The 24,427-nt window shown below is 68.1% G+C and carries 22 protein-coding genes; 17 read left to right on the top strand and 5 right to left on the bottom strand.

Features of this window, described 5'->3' with window-relative positions; all coding sequences use genetic code 11:
* Positions 1-17 precede the first annotated feature (17 nt).
* Positions 18-191 carry a PLDc N-terminal domain-containing protein gene (locus Verru16B_RS17535; protein ID WP_218918792.1) on the bottom strand — a complete coding sequence of 58 codons (174 nt, stop codon included), beginning with the start codon at positions 189-191 and terminating at the stop codon, positions 18-20.
* A 170-nt stretch (positions 192-361) separates the two neighbouring features.
* Here Verru16B_RS17535 and Verru16B_RS17540 point away from each other — a divergent pair, with 170 nt between their 5' ends.
* Genes Verru16B_RS17540 through Verru16B_RS17555 form a run of 4 tightly spaced genes read left to right on the top strand, consistent with a single transcriptional unit; the run spans position 362 to position 1,918 of the window.
* Positions 362-562, top strand: a complete 201-nt coding sequence (locus Verru16B_RS17540; protein ID WP_069963495.1) for a hypothetical protein — start codon at positions 362-364, stop codon at positions 560-562.
* 32 nt (positions 563-594) lie between these two features.
* Positions 595-1,023, top strand: coding sequence for a DUF6249 domain-containing protein (locus tag Verru16B_RS17545; protein WP_069963496.1), 429 nt, complete (start codon positions 595-597; stop codon positions 1,021-1,023).
* Positions 1,020-1,556: an RNA polymerase sigma factor gene (locus tag Verru16B_RS17550; protein ID WP_157772524.1), complete on the top strand. Its 537-nt coding sequence runs from the start codon at positions 1,020-1,022 to the stop codon at positions 1,554-1,556. Before Verru16B_RS17545 ends, Verru16B_RS17550 begins: the two co-directional genes overlap by 4 nt.
* Positions 1,538-1,918 (top strand): hypothetical protein, encoded by a 381-nt coding sequence (locus Verru16B_RS17555; RefSeq protein ID WP_069963498.1) that lies wholly within the window; start codon positions 1,538-1,540, stop codon positions 1,916-1,918. Before Verru16B_RS17550 ends, Verru16B_RS17555 begins: the two co-directional genes overlap by 19 nt.
* A gap of 166 nt (positions 1,919-2,084) precedes the next feature.
* On the opposite strand, the gene Verru16B_RS17560 is transcribed toward Verru16B_RS17555, so the two are convergent.
* Positions 2,085-3,431, bottom strand: a complete 1,347-nt coding sequence (locus Verru16B_RS17560; protein ID WP_069963499.1) for a thymidine phosphorylase — start codon at positions 3,429-3,431, stop codon at positions 2,085-2,087.
* A 206-nt stretch (positions 3,432-3,637) separates the two neighbouring features.
* Between Verru16B_RS17560 and argS the strand changes: the two genes are divergently transcribed.
* The 11 genes from argS to Verru16B_RS17615 all read left to right on the top strand — a co-directional run bounded on the left by argS (position 3,638) and on the right by Verru16B_RS17615 (position 16,201).
* Positions 3,638-5,389 carry an arginine--tRNA ligase gene (gene argS / locus Verru16B_RS17565; protein ID WP_069963500.1) on the top strand — a complete coding sequence of 584 codons (1,752 nt, stop codon included), beginning with the start codon at positions 3,638-3,640 and terminating at the stop codon, positions 5,387-5,389.
* Positions 5,390-5,541: 152 nt separating this feature from the next.
* Entirely contained in the window at positions 5,542-6,312 is a 771-nt protein-coding gene (locus Verru16B_RS17570; RefSeq protein ID WP_069963501.1) for a GYF domain-containing protein, read from the top strand.
* A 21-nt stretch (positions 6,313-6,333) separates the two neighbouring features.
* The gene (locus Verru16B_RS17575) at positions 6,334-7,836 is read left to right on the top strand and encodes a YihY/virulence factor BrkB family protein (RefSeq protein WP_069963502.1); all 1,503 of its coding nucleotides are present in this window, start codon (positions 6,334-6,336) and stop codon (positions 7,834-7,836) included.
* A gap of 81 nt (positions 7,837-7,917) precedes the next feature.
* Entirely contained in the window at positions 7,918-9,528 is a 1,611-nt protein-coding gene (locus tag Verru16B_RS17580) for a PQQ-dependent sugar dehydrogenase (RefSeq protein WP_069963503.1), read from the top strand.
* Positions 9,529-9,635: 107 nt separating this feature from the next.
* The gene (locus Verru16B_RS17585; RefSeq protein ID WP_069963504.1) at positions 9,636-10,661 is read left to right on the top strand and encodes a rod shape-determining protein; all 1,026 of its coding nucleotides are present in this window, start codon (positions 9,636-9,638) and stop codon (positions 10,659-10,661) included.
* A 7-nt stretch (positions 10,662-10,668) separates the two neighbouring features.
* Complete coding sequence (locus Verru16B_RS17590; RefSeq protein ID WP_069963505.1) at positions 10,669-10,938, top strand: hypothetical protein; 270 nt, start codon at positions 10,669-10,671, stop codon at positions 10,936-10,938.
* 24 nt (positions 10,939-10,962) lie between these two features.
* Positions 10,963-11,793: a rod shape-determining protein MreC gene (mreC, locus tag Verru16B_RS17595; protein WP_083270466.1), complete on the top strand. Its 831-nt coding sequence runs from the start codon at positions 10,963-10,965 to the stop codon at positions 11,791-11,793.
* Positions 11,794-11,797: 4 nt separating this feature from the next.
* Complete coding sequence (locus Verru16B_RS17600) at positions 11,798-12,331, top strand: hypothetical protein (protein ID WP_069963506.1); 534 nt, start codon at positions 11,798-11,800, stop codon at positions 12,329-12,331.
* Positions 12,332-12,462: 131 nt separating this feature from the next.
* Entirely contained in the window at positions 12,463-14,397 is a 1,935-nt protein-coding gene (locus tag Verru16B_RS17605) for a peptidoglycan D,D-transpeptidase FtsI family protein (protein ID WP_069963507.1), read from the top strand.
* A 10-nt stretch (positions 14,398-14,407) separates the two neighbouring features.
* Entirely contained in the window at positions 14,408-15,190 is a 783-nt protein-coding gene (gene deoC, locus Verru16B_RS17610; RefSeq protein ID WP_069963508.1) for a deoxyribose-phosphate aldolase, read from the top strand.
* Positions 15,191-15,202: 12 nt separating this feature from the next.
* Positions 15,203-16,201 (top strand): nucleoside hydrolase, encoded by a 999-nt coding sequence (locus Verru16B_RS17615; RefSeq protein ID WP_069963509.1) that lies wholly within the window; start codon positions 15,203-15,205, stop codon positions 16,199-16,201.
* Between the two features lie 15 nt (positions 16,202-16,216).
* On the opposite strand, the gene Verru16B_RS17620 is transcribed toward Verru16B_RS17615, so the two are convergent.
* The 3 genes from Verru16B_RS17620 to Verru16B_RS17630 form a co-directional block, all read right to left on the bottom strand.
* Positions 16,217-18,424 (bottom strand): transglutaminase TgpA family protein, encoded by a 2,208-nt coding sequence (locus Verru16B_RS17620; RefSeq protein ID WP_069963510.1) that lies wholly within the window; start codon positions 18,422-18,424, stop codon positions 16,217-16,219.
* Complete coding sequence (locus Verru16B_RS17625) at positions 18,399-19,652, bottom strand: DUF58 domain-containing protein (protein ID WP_069963511.1); 1,254 nt, start codon at positions 19,650-19,652, stop codon at positions 18,399-18,401. The genes Verru16B_RS17620 and Verru16B_RS17625 overlap by 26 nt, the downstream gene beginning before the upstream one ends.
* A gap of 110 nt (positions 19,653-19,762) precedes the next feature.
* Positions 19,763-20,734 (bottom strand): AAA family ATPase, encoded by a 972-nt coding sequence (locus Verru16B_RS17630; RefSeq protein WP_069963814.1) that lies wholly within the window; start codon positions 20,732-20,734, stop codon positions 19,763-19,765.
* Positions 20,735-20,966: 232 nt separating this feature from the next.
* Here Verru16B_RS17630 and Verru16B_RS17635 point away from each other — a divergent pair, with 232 nt between their 5' ends.
* Positions 20,967-22,589, top strand: a complete 1,623-nt coding sequence (locus tag Verru16B_RS17635) for a Na+/H+ antiporter (RefSeq protein ID WP_069963512.1) — start codon at positions 20,967-20,969, stop codon at positions 22,587-22,589.
* Between the two features lie 251 nt (positions 22,590-22,840).
* Positions 22,841-24,364: a serine hydrolase domain-containing protein gene (locus Verru16B_RS17640; protein ID WP_069963513.1), complete on the top strand. Its 1,524-nt coding sequence runs from the start codon at positions 22,841-22,843 to the stop codon at positions 24,362-24,364.
* The last annotated feature ends 63 nt before the right edge of the window (positions 24,365-24,427 follow it).

The following is a 24,427-nucleotide window of genomic DNA, read 5'->3' on the forward strand; positions in this document are numbered from 1 at the left end:
GACCAAAGCAGCGCGCGTCAGCCGCGCGCTGTCTTGCCAAAAAGGAAGTACAAGATCGTCCCCAGGAACGGCAGGAGGATAATCACGATGATCCAGACCACCTTGTTCGGATTGTTGCCCTTGATGCAGTCCACCAGCGCGACAATCCAGAAGATGAAGAGGAGCACACCAATCAGGTAGTTCAGGTTCATGTCCCTCATCCTAGCGGGTTTCCCGGACCCGGGGGATGGGGCCAAACCCTACCCCTGCCAGCCGGATCAACTTTCCCCATTTTCCTGAATCCAAACCCCTGGCTGGCGACACTCACCTTGGTACCGCCAATTCCATCGCCACTCAAACCTTCCCCGCCATCCTCGTTGCCATGAAAAATCTCCTGCCCCCCGTCTTCGCCGTCGTCGTCAGCACCGCGGGCACCGTCTGGGGTTGTCACGCTGCGGGCATGCCCGCCCCGGAAGTCACCCTCGCCGGCGCCCTCGCCTTCACGCTTTCATTCGGCGCCGCCTTCGTCGCCGTCCTGCTGGCGAGCCGGCCCCGCCGCCTGCCGCGGGATCTGGCCTCCTGAATCATCCCTCGTCCCACCTCATCCTTCCTCTCATGTCCTCCCTCATGCCCAACCTCCTGGCGGAAATTTCCGGCGGCCATCTCGTCGCCATCGCCGCCATCCTCGGCGGCCTCACGTTCACCATCCTGCTCATCATCTTCGGCCTCAAATTTGTCCAACGCCGGCAGGAACTGTGGCACGAGACCGCCCGCACCGCCCTCGAGAAGGGCCAGCCGCTGCCCCCTTTGCCGCCCGACATGCGCCACGAGCAACACCCGGAACAAAACAACGACTTCCGCGCCGGCCTGATCCTGGTCGCGACCGGCGCCGGCCTCTACCTCTTCTTCGTCACGTTTCTCCATCCGCTCCGGTACGTCGCCGCCATCCCCGGCTTCATCGGCGTGGCCATGCTGCTCTACGCCATTTTCCACGCCCTCCTCGGACGCAAGGACAAGCCCGCTGACCGCCCGCCCCAATCGTGACCGATCCGGAACTGATCGCCCGCGCGCTCGTCAGCGACGACCACGCCGCGTTCGGGGAACTGGTCCGCCGTCACCAATCCGCCGTGCGCCATTTCCTCCGGCACCTGTCCGGGGGTGATGCCGCGCTCGCCGACGATCTCGCGCAGGAAACCTTCGTCCAGGCCTGGCACGGCCTGGCGCGCTTCGGCGGCAATTCCAGTTTCTCGACCTGGCTGCTCGGCATCGCGCATAACCACTGGCGCAACGCGCGCCGCAAACAACGCACGGTACCGGTCGAGCCGGAACATCTCGACGCGCTGGAACCCGTGCCCTCATCCGCGCCGCTGAGCGATCTCCGTCACGACCTCGCCGGCGCGCTCCGTGGCCTCGCCCCCGAGGAACAGACCGCGCTGCACCTCTGCTACCAACAGGGACTTTCCCACGCCGAAATCGCCACGGTCCTCGCCTGGCCCCTCGGCACCGTCAAAACCCATATCAACCGCGGCAAGGACAAGCTCCGCCCGCTTCTCGCCTCATGGAACCCCACGACCTGAACTCCCCCCCGTCTGACGACGCGGCCCTCGAGACCTGGCTGCGCACCGGTGCGGCCCTGCCGCCCCTGCCCGACGCCGGTTTCTCCGGACGTGTGCTGACGGCCCTGCCGCGAACGCAAAAGTCGCGCCTGTCTCCGCGCCTGCTCGCAATCGCCATAGGCGCCGCCGCCGGCGCGGGACTCGCGGCCTTCAAGGCTCTCACGTCCGCGTCGGGTGACTTCGTTCCGCCGACGATAGCGTCCGACCTTTCCGCCGCCTTTGCGCAGCTGGCGGACCCCAGGCTGCACGTGGCGCTGGGCGTGACTGTCATCACGCTGGTGCTGGCCTTTTGGAACGACCTTCGGCGGCGGGTCAGATTGTAGGGCGGGGTCGCCGACGGAGGCTTGGCGGAGATGGCGAAGCAACCCCGCCTTCGTTAGAAGATCATGCCGCGACCGAGGCGGGGTTCGGCGACCCCGCCCTACAGCCAAACAAAAGGCCGGTCCGCGAGGACCGGCCTTGAAATGAACCGCCGCGAATTGGCGCGCCTTACGCCACGCGCTCGACGACGAGCGGGGGCGGGATCGGGCGCTTCGGGGCGAGGCGGTAGGCGTCCTTGAAGTAGTTCAGCGCCTGCTCGAGCTTCGCCTCGTCGTTGTAATGGATCATCATCAGCGGCTCGCCCTGCTTGACCTGCGTGCCGACCTTCTTGATCTCCGAGACGCCGACGGCGTAGTCGATCTTGTGGTGGTGCGCGGCGTCCTTGCCGGCGCCGAGGAGCGAGACCCCCTTGGCGATCATGGCGGCGTTGATCGTGTGCACGTAGCCGCGCTTCGGGGCGGGCAGCTTGCGGATGTGGCGGGCCGTCGGGAATTTCTCCGGGTGGTCGATGAACGAGGTGTCGCCGCCCTGCGCGCGGATCATGTCCTTGAACTTCTCGAGCGCGGAACCGTCGGTGAGGTGGCGCTGCACCGTCTGCTTGGCCGAGAGCGTGGAGCCCGCCACGCCGGCGAGGCGCACGATCTCCATGCCGAGCTTGAGCACGAGCTCCTTCATGTCCTCGGGGCCTTCGCCTTTCAGGAGCGCGATGGCCTCCTTGATCTCCAGCGCGGTGCCGACGGTGTCGCCGAGCGGCTGGTTCATGTCGGTGACGAGCGCGACACAGCGGCGCTTCATCGAGCGGCCGACGCGGGTCATGGAGCGGGCGAGCTGCTTGGCCTGCTCGAGATCCTTGATGAAGGAACCGTTGCCCCACTTCACGTCGATCACGAGGCCCTCGGCGCCTTCCGCGAGCTTCTTGGACAGCACGCTGCCGGTGATGAGCGGGAGGCTCGGGATCGTGCCGGTCTCGAGACGCAGGTCGTAGAAAATCTTGTCGGCCGGGGCGAGCTCGGGGCTCTGCTCGGCGATCGCGCCGCCGATGCGGGCGAGCTGGTCCTGGAAGTGCTGGATCGACATGTGACCCTTGAAACCGGGCACGGCCGAGAGCTTCTCAAGGGTGGTGATGACGAACTCCTGCTCGACGCCGCACATCATGGGCACCACGACGCCGCTGGCCATGGCCAGCGGGGCGAGCACCAAGGCGGTCTTGTCGCCCACGCCGCCGGTCGAGTACTTGTCGATCTTCGGCTTGGCGATATGCGACAAATCGATGACTTCACCCGAAAGCATCATTTCCTCGGTCAGGATGGCCGTCTCCTGGGCGGACATGTTCGCGAAGTAGATCGCCATCAACAGGGCCGCCTGCTGGTGCTTGGGCATTTCCTCATCGAGCGTGGAGTCGATGATGTAACGGATTTCCTCCTGCGTGAATTCCTGGCCGTCGCGTTTCTTCTCAATCAGGGAAGTGAACGAGGGCTTGATGAACCGGCGGGTGGGAATAGGACGTTTTCTCATGGAAGTCTCTGAAGTTGTCTGAAGCGGCGCCGTGCGGCGCAAAGGTCGAAGAGGCAATGAGTTTTGTTGATTTTGTCGAGCCTTAAATCCCGGTATGCCGCACCGGGCTCGTCGCGCCCAACCCCCGCGGCGGCCCGGCTGGCGGCGGTTCTCCACCCGCGAAAATGCTTCTTGCTCAAAGCCAAGCGCAATTCCTCAATCGATGGATGTCGCTTCCTTTCAACGTCGCCGCTCACCTCAGCACGAGCCTCCGCGCCGCCGCCGATCAGGCCGGTCTGGCCGGCCGCGGCTTCGATCCGGAGGTCCGGGTGGCCGACCCGGCCCACGGCGACTTCCAGGCCAACGGTGCCCTCGCCTTCGCCAAACGGGAAAAACTGAACCCCCGCGCCCTCGCCCAGCAGGTCGTGGATCAACTCGGGGCCCTGCAGGCGTCCTTTGACATCACCCTCGCCGGCCCGGGTTTCATCAACTTCCGCCTCAAGCCCGCCGCCCTCCTCGCCTGGCTCCAGACCCATGCGTCCGAGGACCAGCTCCGCGCCGGCGCCTCCGCCGCCCATGCCGGCCAGACCTGGGTCGTCGATTACTCCTCCCCCAACACCGCCAAACAGATGCACGTCGGGCACCTCCGCTCCGCCGTCATCGGCGAGGCCATCTGCCGCCTCCTCGCCTTCACCGGCGCCAAGGTCATCCGCGACAACCACCTCGGCGACTGGGGCACGCAGTTCGGCAAACTCATCTACGGCTACAAGCGCTGGGTCGACGAAGCCGCCCTGCTGTCCGAACCCATCGAGGAACTCGAACGCGTCTACAAGCTCGGCCACGCCGCCACCCCCGACGACTCGCCTGAGCTCGAGGAGGCCCGCCGCGAGCTCGTGAAGCTCCAGTCCGGCGACCCGCAAAATGTCGCGCTCTGGAAAAAATTCTCCGACGTCAGCCTCGCCGCCTTCCAGCAGATCTACGACCGCCTCGGCATCGTCTTCGACCACAACCTCGGCGAATCCTTCTACAACGACAAGGTCGAGCGCATCTACCGCGAACTCGCCGAGACCGGCCTCGCCGAGGTCAGCGAGGGCGCCCTCGTGGTCTTCCATCCCGAGCACCCGCGTTACGCCAAGCAGCCCTTCCTCATCCGCAAGGCCGATGGCGCCAGCAACTACGCCTCCACCGACCTCGCGACCGCCCTCTACCGCGTCGAGCACTTCGCGGCCGATGGCATTGTCGTCGTCACCGACTTCCGCCAGGGCGATCACTTCGAGCAGCTTTTCCTCACCGCGAAAAAATGGTTCGCCGCCAAGGGGTACCGCGTGCCCGAGCTCCACCACGTCACCTTCGGCGCCGTCACCGGCGAGGACGGCAAGGCGCTCAAGACCCGCGACGGCGGCGTGATCAAGCTCAAGGCCCTGCTCGACGAGGCCGAGGAGCGCGCCTACGCCCTCGTCTCCGCCAAGAGCCCCGACCTCCCCGAGGCCGAGCGCCGCGAGATCGCCCGCGCCGTCGGCGTCGGCTCCGTGCAGTACGCCGACCTCGCCCAGAACCGCAGCAGCAACTACGTGTTCGCCTGGGACAAGATGCTCGCCCTCGACGGCAATACCGCACCCTACCTGCTCTACGCCGTTACGCGCGTCCGCTCCATCTTCCGCAAGGCCGACCTCGACCCCGCCGCGCCGCCCACGACCGGCGCCTCCGCCCCCGAGAGCGCGCAGGAACTCACCCTCGCCCGCAAGCTCGTGCAGTTCGCCGACGCCATCCAGGTCGCCGGCACGCAGCTGCGCCCGCACTTCCTCTGCCTTTACCTCTTCGAGCTGGCCGGCGCCTACAGCGCCTTCTACGCGGCCGACAAGGTCATCGTCGACGATCCCTCCGTCCGCGCGCGCCGTCTCCTGCTCTGCCACCGCACCCTCCTCACGCTCGAGACCGGCCTCCGCCTGCTCGGTCTGCGGACGTTGGAGCGGATGTAATCGTTTCGCGGGCGAGGTCGCCCGCGCTCGATATACCGAGTGGAGCCACGGCGGCCCCGCCGTGGTAAATTTCCGTAAGCCGGCCCGACCCGCCTTTCCCTGACCCACTTCGCTCTTGCGGGCTCGCGCTCGCCCCGCAACATGGCCCCACCATGTCTGGAGGCTCCCCGCAAAACACCGGCCCCGAATACTACGTCCGCGGCATCAACGACACCGATGCGCGCGGCCCGTTCTCCCTCGAACAGCTGGTCTCGCTCGTGGAAGCCGGCCAGGTCACGGCGGAAACCTATTACTACGACGCCACCAGCGAACAGTGGCTGCTGATCTCCAGCAACGAGGCCATGAAGGCGGCCCTCTGGCCCGAGAAGAAACGCCTCGGCTTCAAGTCCATGGAGTTCAAGGCGGTCAACGAGGAGAAGACCGACAGCGCCCCGCCCATCACCGTGCAGCAGTTCCTCGATGCCGCCGAGGGCAAGACCGAGGAGACCAAGGGCAAGAAGGACAAGGGCGACATCATGATGCTCGCCGCGCAGTGGGGCACCCGCTCCGCCGCCCTCATTTCCATCGCCAGCGCCATCGCCCTCGTGCTCCCCGGCATCGACGGCCTCACCGCCATGGACCCGGTCAAGATCATGCAGACCCCCGGCGTCGTGCTCGGGCTCGTGGACCTCGTCATCGGCGTCCTGCTGCTCCTCGGCGTGATCCAGATTTATCCGTTCGTCCGCTTCCGCGCCGTGTTCGGGCTCGGTTTCCTTGGTTTCCTGTTTCTGACCCAGGGTCAGCTCACGCCGACGATCGCGGTCGCCGCCGGCGCCATCGGACTCTATTTCAGTACCATCTTCCTGAGCTATATCCCGCTCGCCGTCGCGGCGCTGCTCGGACTCGGCGGCATGGCGATGCTGGCGACGATGGCGTACGTCTGATCCCGGCGGAGCGCCCCGTCCATGCCGCTCACCCCGCTGCTCGCCCGCCTGCGCCGCCTGTGGGAGCAGGAGATCTGGTCCGCCAGCTACAACCGCGAGCGCACCCTCCGCAACCGCGGCTACGCCTTCCTCCGGGTCGTCTCCATCACGATCTCCGGGCTGCATGAGCTGAAGGTCGCCAGTCGCGCCGCCGCCCTCAGCTACAGTTCCCTCCTCGGGCTCGGTCCGCTGGTGGCCATCGCGGTGCTCATCTCCGGCTTCGCGCTGGGCAACCGCGACCCCGCCATCATGGCGCAAAGCGTGAACCGCATCATCGGCTTCATCGCGCCGCAGGTCGCGCAATATGACCGCCCGGCAGCCGACGGCACCGCCGTGCTCGCCCCCATCACCGTCGGCGCCGACGGCCAGGTCGTGCCCCCCTCCGATCCGGAACTCGTCAAGCTGATCAGCCAGTTCGTCACCAGCAGCCGCTCCGGCACCGCCGGGCTCATCGGTGTCTTCATGCTGCTGCTCATCGTCCTGCAGCTGTTCACCAGCATCGAGAACACCTTCAATGACATCTGGGGCGTGCGCCGCGGCCGCAGCTGGCTCACCCGCATCATCTATTACTGGACCACCGTCACCCTCGGCGCGCTGCTGTTCTTCACCTCCATCACGCTGCTCTCGGCCAGCGCGTTCCTCAACGTCTTCCGCAACCTGACCGGCTGGCTCCCCTTCGGCGAACACCTGCTCGGCATGGTCAACTGGCTCCTGCCCTCCTCCTCCTTCGGCCTGCTGCTCATCCTCCTCACCTTCTTCTACCGGATGGTGCCCAACACCCGCGTGCGCTGGACCGCCGCGCTCCTCGGCGCGCTCCTCGTCACCGGCCTGCTCTTCCTCAACAACTACGTCGCCTTCCTCTACTTCAAGGGCGTGCTCCGCACCAAGAGCCTCTACGGCTCCGTCGGCATCTTCCCGATCCTCATGGCGGGCCTCTACGTATTCTGGTTCTTCGTCCTCGTCGGCGGCCAGATCACCTACGCCGTGCAAAACGTGCGCTACCGCAGCAGCCAGACCGCCTGGCACAGCCTCAACCACGCCACCCGCGAGAGCATGTCGCTGGTCGTGCTCCTGCTCATCGCCCGCCGCTTCAAGGTCTGCGCGCCCGCCTACTCCGTCACCGAGCTCGCCCAGCTCATCCGCGTCCCGTCCCAGATCCTCAACGAGTCGCTCAACCGCCTCGTCGATCTCCAGCTCATCGACGAGCTCCCGCCCGCCGAGGGCGCCGACGCCAACGACAACCGCTACCAGCCCGCCCGCCCGCTGGGCCGCATCACCCTCACGGACTTCCGCCAGCGCTTCGAGAACTACGGCGAGGCGCCCAGCGGCGGGCTACTCGATCACGTCGACCCGGTGCTCGCTTTCTACCACGACAAGCTCAACGCGGCCATCCCCGCCGCCTTTGGCCCGAAGACGCTCGACGAGCTCATCGACGAGCAGCAGCCGAGCCAGACCTACGCCCCCTTCCCCGTCGCCGGGAAGTAAGCTCCCTATCGGATGGAACCACGGCGACCTCGCCGTGGTTCGGCTTGCGGCCCACGGCCCCATTCACACGTTCGTAGCCCGATGCCGCCTCCACGCCTTCACCCCCGGCTGGTTCCCCTGTGCCTGCTGCTGGGCGCCGCTGCCCCCGCCTTCGCCACGCCCCCACCCGCCCCCCTGTCCCACCTCCAGCTCACAGCCACCACCCTCGCCGTTGACCAGGTTGCCACCGGCTTCGACTCTCCCATCGATCTCGCCTGGGGCCCGGACAACCACCTCTGGTGCACCCAACTCGACGGCTCCGTTTGGCGCATCGACCCGGCGTCCGGTGAACGGCAGGAAGTGCTCCGCCTGGCCGGCGTCTTCCACCGCAAATCCCACGGCCTCCAAAGCCTCGCCTTTCACCCGCAGTTCGCCACCGCGCCGTACGTCTACCTGCACTACGTCTACCAACTGCCGGCCCGCGGCTTGGACGAGGTCGTCCGCTCCCGCGTCGTGCGTTGCCGCTGGGACGGGTCGCGCCTGGGCGATCCGGAAACCCTCGTCAATGACTTGCCCGGCCGGGCCTACCACAACGGATCCCGCCTGCTCTTCGGCCCCGACGAAAAACTCTACCTCACCACCGGCGACGCGGGTCACACGCAAGCCAGCCTCGACCCCGCCGCCCTCAGCGGCAAGGTCCTGCGCTTCAACCCCGATGGGACCATCCCCGCCGACAACCCGTTTCCCGGCAGCCCCGTCTGGACCCTCGGCCATCGCAACTCCCAAGGTCTCGCCTTCGGCCGCGACGGCCGCCTCTATGCCACCGAGCACGGGCCCAACAACGACGACGAGGTCAACCTTTTGGTCGCCGGCCACAACTACGGCTGGCCCGTGATCGAGGGCTTCATCGACCAACCCGCCGAGATCGAAGCCGCGCGCGGCCGATCGTTCACCGAACCCCTCCGCGCCTGGACCCCAACCATCGCCGCCGCCGGCCTCGCCTACTACGACCACCCCGCGATCCCTGAGCTGCGCCACACCCTCCTGGTCGCCAACCTCAAGGGCCGCGCCCTTCGCGTCCTCGCCCTCGATGCCGCGGGCGAGGCCATCACCGGCGAACACATCTACCTCCAACAACGCCTCGGCCGCCTCCGTGACGTGTGCGTGTCCCCCGCCGGCGACATTTACCTGCTGACCAGCAACACCGACTGGCATCCCCGCTTCCAACCTTGGATGTATGACGCCCTGCCCGCCGGCCCCGACCGTATCCTACGCCTGCACCCCACCCCCTCCGCCCCACCGCCCCAAACCCCCGTCTGGTCCGAGGACCTTGAACCGCTCAAGCTCCTGAGCGAGAACTGGGCCCTACCCGCCACGACCGAGGCCCTCAAGGCCGGCCAGGATCTCTACACCCTCCACTGTCTCAGCTGCCACGGTCCCACCGGCCAAGGAGCCCCCGGCCTCATCCCACCCCTCGCCCAGATCGCCTGGGTCACCGGCGACAAAAACCGCCTCATCCAAGTCGTCCTCGCCGGCCTCAACGGCCGTATCGAGGTCAACGGCGCATTCTATGAACAGGAGATGCCCGCCTTCCGGCACCTGCCCGACGCCGATCTCGCCGCCGTCCTGACCTACATCCGCGCCAGTTTCGGCAACCAAGCCGGCGCCGTCGTCCCCGCCGAAGTCGCCGAGGAACGCAAAGGCCTGCGCTAGCCGCCGCCGGCCCGGCGCGGCTCGCCGAAATATCACTGCCCCAACGAGTTTGCTTTTGACAATTCGTCGCGGACGCCGCTTTGATTTGGAAACCCCGTCACCGCCACATGTTCAACCAATTCCTGGGACTTTTCTCCAACGACATCGGGATCGATTTGGGCACCGCCAACACCTTGGTCTACGTGAAGGACAAGGGCATCGTGCTCCGCGAACCCAGCGTGGTGGCTGTCTACACCAACTCCCGCCGCGTCCGCGCCGTGGGTGACGAGGCCAAGGTCATGCTCGGCCGCACGCCCGGCAGTATCACCGCCATCCGCCCGATGAAGGACGGCGTCATCGCCGACTTCGACATCACCGAGGCCATGCTGCGCTACTTCATCCGCAAGGCCAACGGCGGTAAAACCTTTCCCCAGCCCAGCGTCTGCATCGCCATCCCCTCCGGTATCACCGAGGTCGAGAAGCGCGCCGTGATGGAATCCGCCACCCACGCCGGCGCCCGCGAGGTTCACACCATCCCCGAGCCCTTCGCCGCCGCCCTCGGCGTCGGCCTGCCGGTCGATGAGCCCGCCGCCAACATGATCGTCGACATCGGCGGCGGCACCACCGAGATCGCCATCATTTCCCTCAACGGCATCGTCTTCTCGAAATCCATCCGCGTCGCCGGCGACGAGATCGACCTCGCCATCATCAACTACATGAAGCGGGCCTACAACCTGCTCATCGGTGAGCGCACGTCGGAAGAGATCAAGATGACCATCGGCTCCGCCTACCCGCTCGACACCGAGCTGGCCATGGAGGTCAAGGGCCGCGACTCCGTCGCCGGTCTGCCCAAGACCATCCACATCACTTCCCAGGAAATCCGCGAGGCCATGGGCGACACCATCGGCGCCATCGTCGAGGCCGTCCGCATCACCCTCGAGCGCTGCCCGCCTGAACTCTCCGCCGACCTCGTCGACCGCGGCTTCGTGATGGCCGGCGGCGGCTCCCTCATCCGCGGCATCGACAAGCTCCTCTCCGAGAAGACCGGCCTGGCCGTCACCGTCTCCGACGACCCCCTCTCCGCCGTCGCCAACGGCACCGGCGTCTTTATCAACAACATCGAGGACTACCGCCGGATCGCCGCGGACCTCTGAGTGAGGTATGACCGCGAAGGAAATGGCGCACTGGGAACGCTGGCACGGCCGGGGTCGGCGCACCTACCAAATCCATCACGCGGCCCGCGCATTCGGCGGCGCCATGCTGACGGTCCTGCTGCAGAACGCGCTTGGGTTCGGCTCGCCGCCGCCAATTTGGATCATCTTGGGCGCAATCACGTCCACCCCGTTGGCCGTCTGGTTTTTCGCCGGTCACCACTGGGACGCCCGGATCGAGGAGTACAAATTCCTGACCGCGCGCCCCGGCCAGATCTGAGCGGTTCTTGCCGCGTTCTTCGCCGTGCTTCCCCGCCGCTTCGACCAAGCCCGCCCCTTCATCACGCTCGGCGTGATCCTGTTGGCGTGGATCCTCCTCCCCCTCGGCGCCAAGCTCTTCACCCGTGCCAGCTTCTTCGAGATCCAGGCCCCGCTGATCGTCGCCGACTCCTTCGTCCGCGACTTGCAGACGTTCTGGTCCAACCGCGCGACCTCCAAGGATGAGCTCCTCAAGGCCGGCCGCCAGCTCGCCGGCCTCGTCGCGCAATACGAGTACGCCACGCAGCAGAACGCCCAGCTCCAGGCCGAGATCCTCCGCCTCGAGAATCTCCTCAACCTCCCCGCCCTCCCCGCCTTCCGCCTCGAGCCGGCCCGCGTAGCTCGCCGCGACTTCTCCGGCTGGTGGCAGCGGATGGTCATCCGCAAGGGCTCCAACCACGGCATCCCCCTCGGCGCCCCCGTCGTCTTCGCCGGCGGCGTCGTCGGCCGCGTCACCGAGGTGCACCGCTACACCGCGGTCGTCGACCTCGTCACCAGCCCCACCCTGCGCCTCGCCGCCACCGTCGCGGGCGACACCCGTCCGGTCAGCTACCAGGGCGGCCTCAACAGCACCTTCAGCGCCCCGCGCGGCACCGTGGATTTTGTCCCGCTCGACGTCTACGCCACGCCCAACACCGCCAAGCGTCTCGTCACCTCCGGCCTCGGCGTCTTCCCGCCTGGCCTGATCATCGGCGAGATTACCCGCCTCGAGCCGAGCGCCGACGGCCTCTTTAAGAATGGTGAGGTCCAGCTCGACCAGCGCCTCGGCACCCTCACCGAGGTCACCGTCCTCATCCCGCTCGACCCGGAGGAATGACCCCATGCGCCGCTCCGATCCCCGCTGGCTCATCGTCACCCTCGCCAACCTGCTGCTCCTCTGGCTCGCCGGCCTCCTCAACCACGCCATCGCCGGCCTCGCCGTGCACGTCTATGTCGGCGGTCTGCTCGTCACCTACGCCGCCCTCCGCCTCGACCCGCGCTCCGGCCTCATCGCCACCCTGCTCACCGGCCTGATGGCCGATGCGCTGACGCCCGTCCCCTTCGGGACCAGCCTCTTCCTCTTCTCCCTGGTGCACGCGGTCGTGCTCTACGGCCGCCACCGCTTCCCGCGCGAGGGCGCCATCTTCGGCCTCGTGGTCGCCCTGCTCGCCAACCTCTTTCTCGTCATCGCCCTCTCCTTCCTCCTCGTGGGCGCCGGTCCGCGCCCCGCCGCTGCCTGGCTCCGCATCTTCGCTGATCTCCTCTTCTCCCAGCTCGCCCTGCTCGTCATCGCCCCCTGGTTCCTCGCCCTGCAGGACCGCGCCATGGAGCTCGCCGCCATCCACCCCGAGACCGGCCGACCGGTCACCCGCTGAGGCGGGCAAACTCCCAACGCCAAACTTCCAAACGCCAAACAACAGGGTTGCGGTTTCTCCCGTTCCCTTTCGGTTCCTGCGACCAGCATAATGTTTGGCCTTTGGACCTTTGGACTTTTGCAATTTAGCCCATGAGCCGCCTCATCCAGCGCCGCACCCACCGCAACCCGCGCCTGCTGGTCTTCTACGGCGCGGTCATCGCGATCGTGGCCATCCTCATCGGCGGCCTGGCCTTCCACCAGCTCTTCAAGCCAGGCGTCTATAGCGAGCGCGAGCGCCTGCAGAACCTCCGCCGCGTCGTCTCCCCCGGCCCGCGCGGCAACCTCTATGACCGCGAGGGCCGGCTGCTCGTCGGCAACCGCCCGCGCTTCTCCGTCGTGCTCGACCTCGCCGAGCTCCGCCCCGAGTTCCGCGCCGAATACAAGATCGTCGCCCGCAACTACGCCGCGCTGGCCGCCACCGAGCGGCCCAATTCCGACCAGCTCGCCCGCATCGCCCGCACCAGCGTCGCCCAGCGCTACCTCGACCAGATCAACCTCATCCTGCGGCGCAACGAGCAGGTCCGCTCCCCCGAGCTCAACCGGCACATCAACCAGTCGCTCCTCCTCCCCTACGTGCTGCTCGACGACCTCGCCCCCGAGGAGTACGCCCGCCTTATCGAGCGCCTGCCCGTCACCTCCCCTCTCCAGGTCTACACGTCCAGCACCCGCCACTATCCCTACGGCTCCGCCGCCGCCCACACCCTCGGCTACGTCGGCGTCAACAACGACCCCGAGGTCGAGGACTTCCCCGGCGAAGACCTGCTCACCTTCAAGATGAAGGGCTCCGTCGGCCGCACCGGCCTGGAAAAGATCTTCGACACCCTCCTCGAGGGCGAGACCGGCGGCGCCATCTATCGCGTCGATCCCGCCGGCTACAAGGTCGACCTGCCCGTCGAGAAACGCATGCCGGTCCAGGGCAAAAACATCACCACCAGCATCGACATCGAGCTGCAGCAGGCCGCCGAGGCCGCCATGAAGGACGGCGAGGGCAAGGACCGCACCGGCGCCGCCGTCGCCCTCGATATCCGCACCGGCGAGGTCCTCGCCCTCGTCTCCAAGCCGGACTACGACCTCAACCAGTTCGTGCCCCGCCTCTCCCAGGACGAGGCCAAGGCCATCGAGGAATCCGGCGGCTGGCTCAACCGCGCCATCCAGGGCCAGTATCCTCCCGGCTCCACCTTCAAGATCATCACCGCCCTCGCCGGCCTTCGCGCCGGCGCCATCGACCCGGCGGAGCGCGTGATGTGCCCCGGTTTCTACCAGGTCGGTAACCGCCGCTTCCCCTGCCACAACCGCAACGGCCACGGCGAACGCGACCTGCGCGGCGCGATCCGCGATTCCTGCAACGTCTACTTCTACAAGAACGGTCTCGAGGTCGGGCCCAACCTCATCGCCGCCGAGGCCAAACGCTTCGGCTTCAACCACGCCACCGGCATCGAACTCCCCTACGAGTTCAAATCCCCCCACGTGGCCGATCCCGCCTGGCGCGCGGCCAACTGGAAATCCGCCAACCTCCCCGACGGCATCTGGCGCGCAGGCGACACCGCCAACATCGCCATCGGCCAGGGCGACACCCTCATCACCCCCCTCCAGGCCGCCTGCATGGTCGCCTCCTTCGCCCGCGGCGAGACCGAGACCCGCCCCACCATCCTCCACGACCCCAAGCGCCCGCGCCAGCGTTCCACCCCGATCGGCCTGTCGCCTTCCGACTACAACGCCGTCCTCGAGGGCATGGAACAGTGCTACCAGATCGGCAGCGGCAAACTCGCCCGCGTCGACGGCCTGCGCGGCGCCGCCAAGACCGGCACCGCCCAGCTCGGCCGCAAGGACATGGCCTGGGTCGTCGCCTTTGCCCCCGTGGACAACCCGCAGGTCGCCGTCGCCGTCATGCTCGAGGGCGCCGTCGACGACAACAACTTCGGCGGCGGTGTCTATGCCGGCCCGGTCGCCGCGGCGATCCTCCGCTCCTGGCAGGAAAAACGCGACCGCCCCGTCGCGACCCCGGTGAACATCAACCTTCAATAACCCCACCCCGATGCAGGCTTCCGCCCCGACGGTCCTCAGCTTGGCGAAGATGATCGATCATTCGCTGCTCCACCCCACTATGACCGACGCCCAGCTGCGGGCCGGTCTGCAGGTGGCCCGCGACTGCGCGTGCGCCACCGCCTGCGTGAAACCCTACGCCGTCCCCCTGGCCACCGCTGTGCTCGCCGGCTCCGGCGTGGGCGTTTGCGCCGTCGCCGGCTTTCCCCACGGCAACAGCCACCCGGAGCTAATCGTTGCCGAGGCGGAGCGCGCGATCGCCGAGGGCGCCACCGAGATCGACATCGTCGCCAACGCCGGCAAGGTCCTCGGCGGCGACTGGGCCTGGGTCACCGCGGAACTGAAGCTCGTGAACGACGCCGTCACCGCCCGCGGCGCCTTGCTCAAGGTGATCTTCGAAAACGACTACCTGCCCGAGGCGGCCATCATTCGCCTGTGCGAAATCTGCACGGCGCTCGGCATCGCCTTCGTGAAGACCTCCACCGGCTACGGCTTCGTGAAGCAGCCCAACGGCGACTACAACTACCTCGGCGCCACCGAGCCCCACCTCCGCCTCATGCGCCAGCACAGCGACCCCGCCGTGCAGATCAAGGCCGCGGGCGGCGTGCGCACGCTCGACGACCTCCTGAAAGTCCGCGCCCTCGGCGTCACCCGCATCGGCGCCACCGCCACCGAGACCATCCTCCGCGAAGCCGTCCGCCGCGGCATCCCCGGCCCGATCCCGCCGGGCCTTTCGCCGGGCCCTGCCGCCACCGCCGCTCCTTCCGGTTATTAACCACCCCATCCCATGCCGCGTCGCCTGATCTTCCCCGCCCTCTTCCTGCTGGGATGTTGCCTCGCGGCCCGCGCCACCTCCGGCCCCGTCCCGGTGGTCCTCGCCACCGATATCGGCGGTGATGTCGATGACACCTGGGCGTTGGCGCAACTGCTCCGCACGCCCGGGCTCGACCTGAAAATGGTCCTGACTGAAACCGGTGAGGCGCGCTACCGGGGCGCCGTCACCGCCAAGCTTCTCGAAGCCGCCGGGCGCACGGATGTCGCCGTGGCTCTCGGCACGGACTTCGGCGTCACGAGTGAGGAGTACCGCGTCCAAGGCCCGTGGGTCCGTGATTACGACCTCGACGCCTACCCCGGCCCGGTACACGCGGACGGCATTGGCGCGTTCATCGCTCTGGTGATGAATTCCCCGCAGCCCGTCACCGTCATCGCCATCGGCCCGGCCCCCAGCCTGGGGGCCGCCCTCCAGCGCGAACCCCGCCTCGCCGCCCGCTGCCGCTTCGTGGGCATGTTCGGGAGCTTCGACGTGGGCTACGACGGGAGCCCGGTCCCCGTCCCCGAGACCAACGTCCGCTTCCACACCGACCTGCTCCGCGTCGTGCTCGCCGCCCCGTGGCAGGACATCCTGCTGACGCCGCTCGATACCTGCGGACTCGTCACCCTCCGGGACAAAAACTACCATGCCGTCTGGAGCGCGACCAGCGATCCCCTCCTGCGCGCCGTGATCGAGAATTACTGCATCTGGGCGCCGCGCGTGCCTTGGATGAAATGTGATTTTTTCGCCGTCCGCTCCTCGGTGCTCTTCGACTGCGTAGCCGTGCACCTCGCGCAGTCAGAGAACTTCGTCGAGATCGAGCCGGTCCGCTACCAGATCACCTCGGACGGGATGACCGTCCGTGATCCCGCCGGCCCCTTGCAAGCCCGCGTCGCCCTCCGCTGGCGCGACCAAGCCGCCTTCGAACGTCACCTTACCCAAGTTCTGCTCACGCCGCCCCCCGGCCAGCCCTGAGCCGGCGCCCGGCCGTCACCGCCGCGCCGCCCGCCGTGCCGCTTTTGCCCGCTGGAACACCCCGCGCGGCTCCGGCCAGGTCTCGCGCCGTCCATAGCGCAGCCGCCGCAGTTCTTCGCGCACCGCCAGGCATTCCGCATTCCGTCCGCCAAGCGGCGCCATCCGCCCCAGCCAGCGTCCGGCCTTCTGCCGCACGGGGTCCATCGCCGCCGCCCGGTCGCGGCCGCGCCAGCGCCGCCAGCCCGCCCGGCCGACCCGACCCACCATCCATCCAGCGACCGCCAGCAGCGCGACCAGCGCCGCCATCCGACCGACGCGTTTCAGGTCCCACGGACGGGCGATCCACGCCTTCAACCGCTTCGCCTGCCCCTCCAGCCAGGCCCGCATCGCCGCGCCCGAGCCGCTGGTCAGGTTCCGCACTTGTTCGATCATCTGCACCTGCTGCCGCGAGTCGAAGTTGACGATCCGGCGGTACCAGAGCACGCGCAGGCTGTCCATGCGCGCCGCCCAGCTGCTGTCCTGCGTCTGGTCCGCGCTGGCTTCGGCCGCCCGCTCCGCCGCGGCGTTGCCGGGCGTCGGATCCACCCGGTGCCAGGCGTTTTGCCCGTCGTGAATCTCCGCCCAGGCGTGGGCGTCGGAGTTTCGCACCATGAAGTAGTTTTCAAAGGCGTTGAGCGAACCCCCGTGAAAACCCGCGACCACCCGCGCGGGGTAGCCCGCCGCCCGCGCGAGCACCGTGAACCCCGCGGCAAAATATTCACAGAATCCCGGTTCGTTGGAATCGAGCCAGCGCACGATGTCATCCCGGCCGGCCCCCGGGGGGATCCGGACCGATAACGCGTACGCGTGGCGGGCCTGCAGCCAGGCGCTGGCCCGCTCGGCGAACGCCTCCGCCCCCAGCGTCTCGCCGCCGGTGATTTCCTGCAGAATCCGGCGGAGCACGGCCTCGTTCGCCGGGCCGGCGGGGCCCTGCAGCATCAGGGTGGGATCATACCGCCGGCCCGCCTCGGCGGGAGCCGTCACTGCGCGCGCGTCGGCCAGCAGCTGCGGAAACCGGGCATCCACCAGCAACGGTCCGAGTTCCACGCCCTCCAGCTGGAAGGCGGTCATCTTCATCGACTCCGTGCGCAGCGCCACCACCCGGCTGCCAAAGTGAATCTGCAGCGGGACGGGATCGCGGAGCCGCAGCAGGGAGAAACTCCCCGGCAGCGGCAGATAGCGGCTCACGCCGGGCTCGACATAAAAGGTCCAGTCCCCGCCCACTTCGTCCACCCGCCGGCCCAGCGAACGCCCGCGCACCTGCTGCAACACCCGCTGGCCCCGCAGCATCTCCGCTTTGTACCCGGCGGAGACCCGGAAGCCCTCCGGCGTGTACTCATCCAGCACCACCAGCCGCCAATAGGGGTTGCCCCGGATGCCACTCGCATCGGTGAGGTCCACCCGCATCGCCACGCTCTCGTCCTGGATCAGCTCCGTGACGTCGCCAAACTTCACCGTGTCGGTGAACCCCGAGCGGCTCTGCCGCGTGATGTAGCGATCCAAAAAGAAACCGCTGGCCACCTCGAAGCGGGGAATGATCATGAACAACAACCCCGACATGCCGACCACGGCGATGAACAGCACGCTGCCGAAGGTCAGCAGCCGCCAGTCGGCCGCCGCCCGCAGCCGGCCGAGGAACATCCGCCAGCCGATCCGCGCCCAAGCCGTCTCCGCTTCCGCCGTCCGCCCCGCCCCCGGGCCCGCCGCGTCGACCAGATTGACCACAAACAGAAATCCCAGCGCACACGCCGTGAAGAGCAGCAGCATGAAGGCAAACTCGATCGTCACGGTCAGCACCCCGGCCACCACGATCAGGAAGAGACCGAGCACCAGCAGCTGCAGGTCCTCGCGCTTGCGCCGGACGGAGGTGGCCCGGAACAGCACGAGCATCATGGCCAGCCGGATCAGCACCGGCAGCGTATCCGGGCTGAAATAGAAGTCGGCGGCCGCCACCGCGATGATCACGGGCACGGCCAGCTTCCCCACCAGCGGCGGGACGCGGGTGACCAGTTGCGGGCGGATGACCGTGAGTCCGATCACCAGGCTTGCCACGGCCACCAAGCCCAGCGCCTCGATATCCAGGAAAAACACCGTCCACAACGACACCAGCGCGGTGATGCCGCCGAGCAGCCACTTCAGCCGCAGGAGCTCGTCGTGATTAAGCTGACGCGGTTTTGTGGCCATTGACATGGGCCGCCACCCCTCGCGCCCCCTCCGGCGCGAAGGTGATGACGTTTTGGTTGGTCTTCAGTGGAGCCGCGCCGACCTCGGTGCGGGCGGCGGTCGAGGTTGCCCGCGCGCCCACGGCCACCGGCTCCAGTCGCGCCAGCTCATCCAGCCAGGCCTCGACATCGCGCAGCCGGCGGATCTCGCGCCAGGCCCCGCCCTGGAGGCTGACGGCGCGCAGCCGCCCGGTGGCAAAGAGATCCTCGGCGAGCGTGCCGGCCAGGCTGCACAGCAGCTCGAATTGCTCGGGCCGCGGCCAGAGGTCGGCGGCGGGATCCACGCACAGCACGTAGCCATCATGGCTTTCGGCGGCGAACTGACGGATCATCAGCCGGCCGAGGCGGGCGCTGGCCTTCCAGTGGATGAGCCGGTGGGAGTCACCCTGCTGGTAGCGCCGGAGCGCGAGCAGGTCGTCCCCCGCGCCGGCCCGGCTGGTGCGCTGGCCCGCGGCCCCCGAATGTGCGGCCTTCCCGCCGTTCCACGTATATTCGATCTGCGCCGGCCACACCAGCACCGGCTGGAGCGCCTCCGTGCCGAGGTTCTTGCGCAGGAAACCGAAGGGGAACAGCGAACCGACGGACGTCAGCTCGACGCGCGCCTCGCCGCGGCGCAGCGGCTTCACGCCCCACTCCAGGGTCACGGTGCCACCCGGCTCGATCCGCTCGCGCAGGTCGAGGCGGCCCCGGGTGATGTGTTTCTCCGCCGCCGCCAGAATCTCGCGCATCTTCAGTTCCCGGCCGGCGGGGACCTCGGGCTCGGGAATCCGGCGGGGCTGGGTCGCCAGCTCAAACCACAGGCTGTAGGTCGGCAACCAGCGCTTGCCGTTGCGCACCTCGACCGTCACCAGCGTCTCATGGCCGGCGCGCCAGGCGCCCTGCGGCCGCAGGCGCCAGCTCAGGTCCATGAAATTGAACCACGAGAGCAGGCCGCTCAACAGCAGGCAGGCGAGCAGCAGCGAGAGCGTGATGAAGAGGATGTTGCTCGCCGTGTTGTAGGCCGCGCTGCCGATGCCCATCGCCAGCGCCATCAGAAACAGCCCGGGCACGGTCAGCGCGATGCGATGCCGCTTCTTGGGAAAGACCAGCGTCCAGAGCAGCGAGTGCCAGGTCAGCGAACGCCGCTCGGAGGCCCGCGCGCCGGGACCATGCCAGTCGAGGCTCGGGGTGGTCGTGGAGACAGTGTTCATGCCGCTGGAATGCGTTTCACCTCGTTCTCGTTCTCGTAATCACTCTCGATCTCGGGCTTCCTGCTGCCGTCGAAGGGTTGAGATTACGTCTTGGAGCACGAGAACGATTGTCACTCCGGCACCGGCACGGCCGCGATGATCCGCCGCAGCGCCGCCAGCACGGTGCGCCGCTCCTCCATCGCATCCGAGGTCTGGCGCGCGAGCGAGAGGCGGTGCGCCAGCACCGGGCCGGCCGCCTCCTGGATATCCTCCGGGATCACAAAGTCCCGGCCCAGCAGCAGCGCGCGCGCCTGCGCCGCGATGCGCAGAGCGAGGCCACCACGCACGCTCACGCCGGCCTTGAACTCGACCTCCGTGCGCGTGGCGGTGATGATCTTGAGGATGTAGTCGAGCACGCTGTCCTCCACGAAGACCTTGCCGGCCAGCGCCTGCATCTTGAGGACATCGGACCGGGTCACGACGGGGTTGAGCGCGATGGCATCATAGCCGAGTTTGGGCGTGCGCAGGATCTCCAGCTCGTCGCCCGGCCGGGGGTAACCCATCTGCAGCCGCATGAGGAAGCGGTCCATCTGGCTCTCCGGCAGCGGGAAGGTGCCTTCGTAATCGACCGGATTCTGCGTCGCCACGACCATGAAGGGCGTGCCCACCGCATGGGCCTCGCCATCCACCGTCACCTTGCTGCGGTCCATGACCTCCAGCAGCGCCGATTGCGTCTTGGGCGTGGCCCGGTTGATCTCGTCGGCCAGCACCACGTTGGCGAAGACCGGCCCCGACTTGAACACGAACTCCTTGAGGTTCTCGTCGTAGATGGATACGCCCGTGACGTCGGTCGGCAGCAGGTCGCTGGTGAACTGGATGCGCGAGAACGCGCAGTCCATCGACCGCGCCAACGAGTACGCCAGCGTGGTCTTGCCGACTCCCGGCAGATCCTCGATCAGCAGGTGCCCGCCGGCCAGCAGGCAGACCAGGGCCTGGTCGATCACGTCGTCCTTGCCCTTGATGGTGACGCGCATGTTGGCCTTAAGCCGGGCCAGGGCATCGCGGACGGAAGCTACTTCGGCGGCGGGGGCAAAATCACTCATGGCCGCACCGTAGGAATACACCCCGGAACCGCAAACGGATTCCCCGCGTGGCGGTATCCGTGTAAGGCCGGGAGGTCGCTGCGGCAATCCACCCGACCGTTCCAAGTGCTGCGCCGGGGCTATGCCGCCTGGACGGGCCTAGCCGTAGCCTTGGCGAAGGCTGGCAGAGAGAGTGCCACCCGCCCCCCACTCCGCGCTTTCCCTCGGCCGGAAACCCCGCCAGCTTCCCGCCGTGACCGGTTTCGAACACGCGCTGATCCTGCTGCTCCTGCTGGCTCTGCTCAGCGTGCTGGGCCGCCGCCTCCCCTGGCCGCTGCCCATCACCTATGTCGCCGGCGCCAGCCTCGCGGCCCTCTGGCCGGCCTTCCCGCGGATCGACCTGGATCCGGGCTTCTTCTTCCTCTGCTTCGTGCCGCCCCTGCTCTTCTCCGACGGCTGGCTCATGTCGCTGCGGGACTTCTGGTCCGCGAAGCGCCCCATCTTCACCCTGGCCACCGGCCTGGTCGTGCTCACCACCCTGAGCGTTGGGCTCGTGGCCCACTGGCTGGTGCCGGGCCTGCCGCTCGCCATGGCCTTCGCCCTCGGCGCGGTGGTTTCGCCCACCGATGCCGTCGCCGTCGCCGCCATCACGCACCGCCTCAAGGTCCCGCCCCGCCTCACCGCCGTGCTCAACGGCGAGAGCCTGATGAACGACGCCACCGGCCTCGTCGCCTTCAAGTTCGCCCTCGGGGCCGTCGCGCTGGGTTCGTTCTCCCTCCAGGCAGCGGCGCTGGACTTCGTGCTGCTCGCCGCCGGTGGCCTCGCTGTCGGCTTCGCCATCAGCTGGACCGTGGGCCGGCTCCGGGACCTGCTCCAGCGGGTGCACGGAGCCGATGCCATGCTCGAGACCACCATCTCGCTGCTGACGCCCTACGCCGCCTACCTCGCCGCGGAGGCCCTCGGCCTGTCCAGCATCCTGGCCGTCGTGGCCGCCGGCCTCTACGCCGGCTGGCGCGATCCGCTGCGGATGGATGCCCAGACGCGGCAGACCACGTGGAATGTGTGGAGCGTGGTGCTGTTCTGGCTCAACGGCCTCGCATTCGTCCTGCTCGGGCTGCAACTGCCCTCCGTGTTGGCCGCCATCAGCGCCTCCCACACCCCCGGCCAGCTGGCCCTGTTCACCGCCGCCGTGTCCGGCACCGCGATGCTCACGCGCCTGCTGTGGATCTGCCCCGGCGGCTACGTGCCTTTCCTGCTCTTCCGGCACACTCTGCGCAACGAATCCCGGCCGCCGTGGACCTGGTTCGCCGTGGCCGGCTGGGCCGGGATGCGCGGCACCATCACCCTCGCCGCCGCCCTCTCCATCCCCGCGGTCATGGCTGATGGTTCGCCGTTTCCCGGACGCGACCTCGTCATCTTCCTCGCCGCCGGCGTGATCGTCGTCACGTTGCTCCTCCAAGGCACCACCCTCGAGGCGTTGATCTGCCGCCTGGGCGTGCGGCCTGACGACACCCAGATGAAGGAGGAGCGCCGGGCCCGCATCGCGGCGGTTGACGCCGGACTCAAGGCCCTGCGCGCGGTGCCCCTGGTGACAACCGCCCCGGAGGAAGCAGCCGCCCTGGGCGAGATCATCAGCGAGTACGAGCACCGCCTCGCCGAGCTCACGGCCTACGGCGAAACCCGCGACAGCGCCCGCATCCGCCGCGCCTCGACGCGCCACCACCGTCTCGGCGCCCTGGCCGCGGAGCGCGCCGCGTTGGACGACCTGTGGCGCCGCAACCTGATCACCGACGAAACCCACCGCCCCCTCCAGCACCTGCTCGACCACGAGGAAGCCATGCTCCGCGGCCAGTCGGAGTCGGTGGAGACCGCGTGAGCGGGATAGTTGGCCCGAGGTAAGTCCGGACCCATTCGTCTTCCCGGGCCGCGCGCAGACCGATGCCCTGAGGGCGGCCAGCTCGCTGGCGCCACGATTCCCCAAAGGCATTCGTGGCCTGAGCAAGCTCAACGCCCACCAAGCGGCCGGCCAAGACCGCGGTCCAACGTGAGCGCAAACCCGACGTCCCGGCCCTCAACCGCAGTTTGCCTTCCCGCTTTTGGGCCGATAACCCTGCCAGCCTACCCCGCATGAAAACCCCCTCCCTCCCCCGCGCGGGCTGGCTTGCCGCCGCCTTGCTGTTGTCTGCCCCGCTGTCCGCCGCCGACACCCCCGCGCCCTCCACCGCCCTGCCCCGGGCCACTCCCGAATCCCAAGGCATCTCCTCCACCGGTATTCAGGCCCTGGTCGACGAGGCCGAGGCCCGCGCCTACGGCCTGCACGGCCTCATGATCCTGCGCGGCGGCCACGTCGTCGCCGAGGGCTGGTGGGCCCCCTATGCCGCCGACGAACCCCACATGCTCTTCTCCCTGAGCAAGAGCTTCACCTCGACCGCCATCGGGTTGCTCCAGGCCGAGGGCCGGATCAACATCCACGACAAGCTGGCGACCTTCTTCCCCGACGAGATGCCGGCCGCCGCGTCCGAGAACCAGAAAAACCTGCGTCTGCGCGACCTCCTCATGATGTCCACCGGCCAGCACAAGGAGGACGTCGACGCAATCAACGTCATGGCCCCCGACGGCTCCGGCACCCGCCAGTTCCTCGCCGCGCCCGTGAAGCAGAAACCCGGCACGCTTTTCTATTACAACACGCCGGCCACCTTCATGCTCTCCGCCACCCTGCAAAAGGTCACCGGCGAGACGCTCCGCGACTACCTCATCCCCCGCCTCTTCGCCCCGCTCGGCATCGCCACCCCGGAATGGGATCTGACCCCGCAGGGCTACAACTTCGGCGGCTCCGGCCTGCACCTCCGCACCGAGGACATCGCCAAGTTCGGCCAACTCCTCCTCCAGCGCGGCGAATGGAACGGCCGCCGCCTCGTGCCCGCCGCGTGGGTTGATCAGGCCACCGCGCGCCAGGTCTCCAACGGCAGCAACCCCGAGAGCGACTGGGACCAAGGCTACGGCTTCCAGTTCTGGCGCTGCATCCCCGGCTTCTACCGCGCCGACGGCGCGTTCGGCCAGTACGTCATCGTCATCCCCGAGCACGACACCGTCATCGCGATCAACAGCGGCACGCGCGACATGGGCGGCATCATGAAGATGCTCTGGGCGAAGCTGCTCCCCGAACTCCGCGCCGGCCCGCTGCCGGAAAACCCCGCGGCCCTCGCCGCCCTGCGCACCCGACTCGCCAGCCTGGTGCTGCCCGTGACCGCCGGCGCGGCCACCAGCCCGATGGCCGCCACGGTCTCCGGCCGGAAATATACTTTCGGCCAGGATAACAACGGCCTTGAGACGGCGAGCATGGAGGTCGGCGCCAACGGCGACGTCACCCTCCGGGCCCGGATCTTCGGTCAGGATGAGACCGTCGTGTCCGGTCACGGCCGCTGGGTGCGCGGCGCCTTCCCGCTCACGCCCGGCAGCACGCAGCCCGTCGCCGTCTCCGGCGCCTGGACCGCCGACGACACCTACACCGTCCAGATGGCGCAGTACCGTTCGCCCTTCATCGCCACCTTCCACCTGAAATTCACCGGCGACGAACTCACGGTCGAACGCGAGATGAACGTCGGCTTCGGCAACACGCAGCAGCCCCCGCTCACCGGCAAGGCGCGGTAGGCGCGATTCTGTAGGGCGGGGTCGCCGAACCCCGCCTCGCCCGTGATATCAGCTGCGCGTGAC

It is taken from the genome of Lacunisphaera limnophila, assembly GCF_001746835.1.
Classification (GTDB): domain Bacteria; phylum Verrucomicrobiota; class Verrucomicrobiia; order Opitutales; family Opitutaceae; genus Lacunisphaera; species Lacunisphaera limnophila.

Bases quoted from the DNA above. Each gene is read 5' to 3' on its own strand.
- Verru16B_RS17535 (WP_218918792.1), bottom strand. From the start codon at position 191: ATGAACCTGAACTACCTGATTGGTGTGCTCCTCTTCATCTTCTGGATT.
- Verru16B_RS17540 (WP_069963495.1), top strand. From the start codon at position 362: ATGAAAAATCTCCTGCCCCCCGTCTTCGCCGTCGTCGTCAGCACCGCG.
- Verru16B_RS17545 (WP_069963496.1), top strand. From the start codon at position 595: ATGTCCTCCCTCATGCCCAACCTCCTGGCGGAAATTTCCGGCGGCCAT.
- Verru16B_RS17555 (WP_069963498.1), top strand. From the start codon at position 1,538: ATGGAACCCCACGACCTGAACTCCCCCCCGTCTGACGACGCGGCCCTC.
- Verru16B_RS17560 (WP_069963499.1), bottom strand. From the start codon at position 3,431: ATGAGAAAACGTCCTATTCCCACCCGCCGGTTCATCAAGCCCTCGTTC.
- argS (WP_069963500.1), top strand. From the start codon at position 3,638: ATGTCGCTTCCTTTCAACGTCGCCGCTCACCTCAGCACGAGCCTCCGC.
- Verru16B_RS17570 (WP_069963501.1), top strand. From the start codon at position 5,542: ATGTCTGGAGGCTCCCCGCAAAACACCGGCCCCGAATACTACGTCCGC.
- Verru16B_RS17575 (WP_069963502.1), top strand. From the start codon at position 6,334: ATGCCGCTCACCCCGCTGCTCGCCCGCCTGCGCCGCCTGTGGGAGCAG.
- Verru16B_RS17580 (WP_069963503.1), top strand. From the start codon at position 7,918: ATGCCGCCTCCACGCCTTCACCCCCGGCTGGTTCCCCTGTGCCTGCTG.
- Verru16B_RS17585 (WP_069963504.1), top strand. From the start codon at position 9,636: ATGTTCAACCAATTCCTGGGACTTTTCTCCAACGACATCGGGATCGAT.
- Verru16B_RS17590 (WP_069963505.1), top strand. From the start codon at position 10,669: ATGACCGCGAAGGAAATGGCGCACTGGGAACGCTGGCACGGCCGGGGT.
- Verru16B_RS17600 (WP_069963506.1), top strand. From the start codon at position 11,798: ATGCGCCGCTCCGATCCCCGCTGGCTCATCGTCACCCTCGCCAACCTG.
- Verru16B_RS17605 (WP_069963507.1), top strand. From the start codon at position 12,463: ATGAGCCGCCTCATCCAGCGCCGCACCCACCGCAACCCGCGCCTGCTG.
- deoC (WP_069963508.1), top strand. From the start codon at position 14,408: ATGCAGGCTTCCGCCCCGACGGTCCTCAGCTTGGCGAAGATGATCGAT.
- Verru16B_RS17615 (WP_069963509.1), top strand. From the start codon at position 15,203: ATGCCGCGTCGCCTGATCTTCCCCGCCCTCTTCCTGCTGGGATGTTGC.
- Verru16B_RS17620 (WP_069963510.1), bottom strand. From the start codon at position 18,424: ATGGCCACAAAACCGCGTCAGCTTAATCACGACGAGCTCCTGCGGCTG.
- Verru16B_RS17625 (WP_069963511.1), bottom strand. From the start codon at position 19,652: ATGAACACTGTCTCCACGACCACCCCGAGCCTCGACTGGCATGGTCCC.
- Verru16B_RS17630 (WP_069963814.1), bottom strand. From the start codon at position 20,734: ATGAGTGATTTTGCCCCCGCCGCCGAAGTAGCTTCCGTCCGCGATGCC.
- Verru16B_RS17640 (WP_069963513.1), top strand. From the start codon at position 22,841: ATGAAAACCCCCTCCCTCCCCCGCGCGGGCTGGCTTGCCGCCGCCTTG.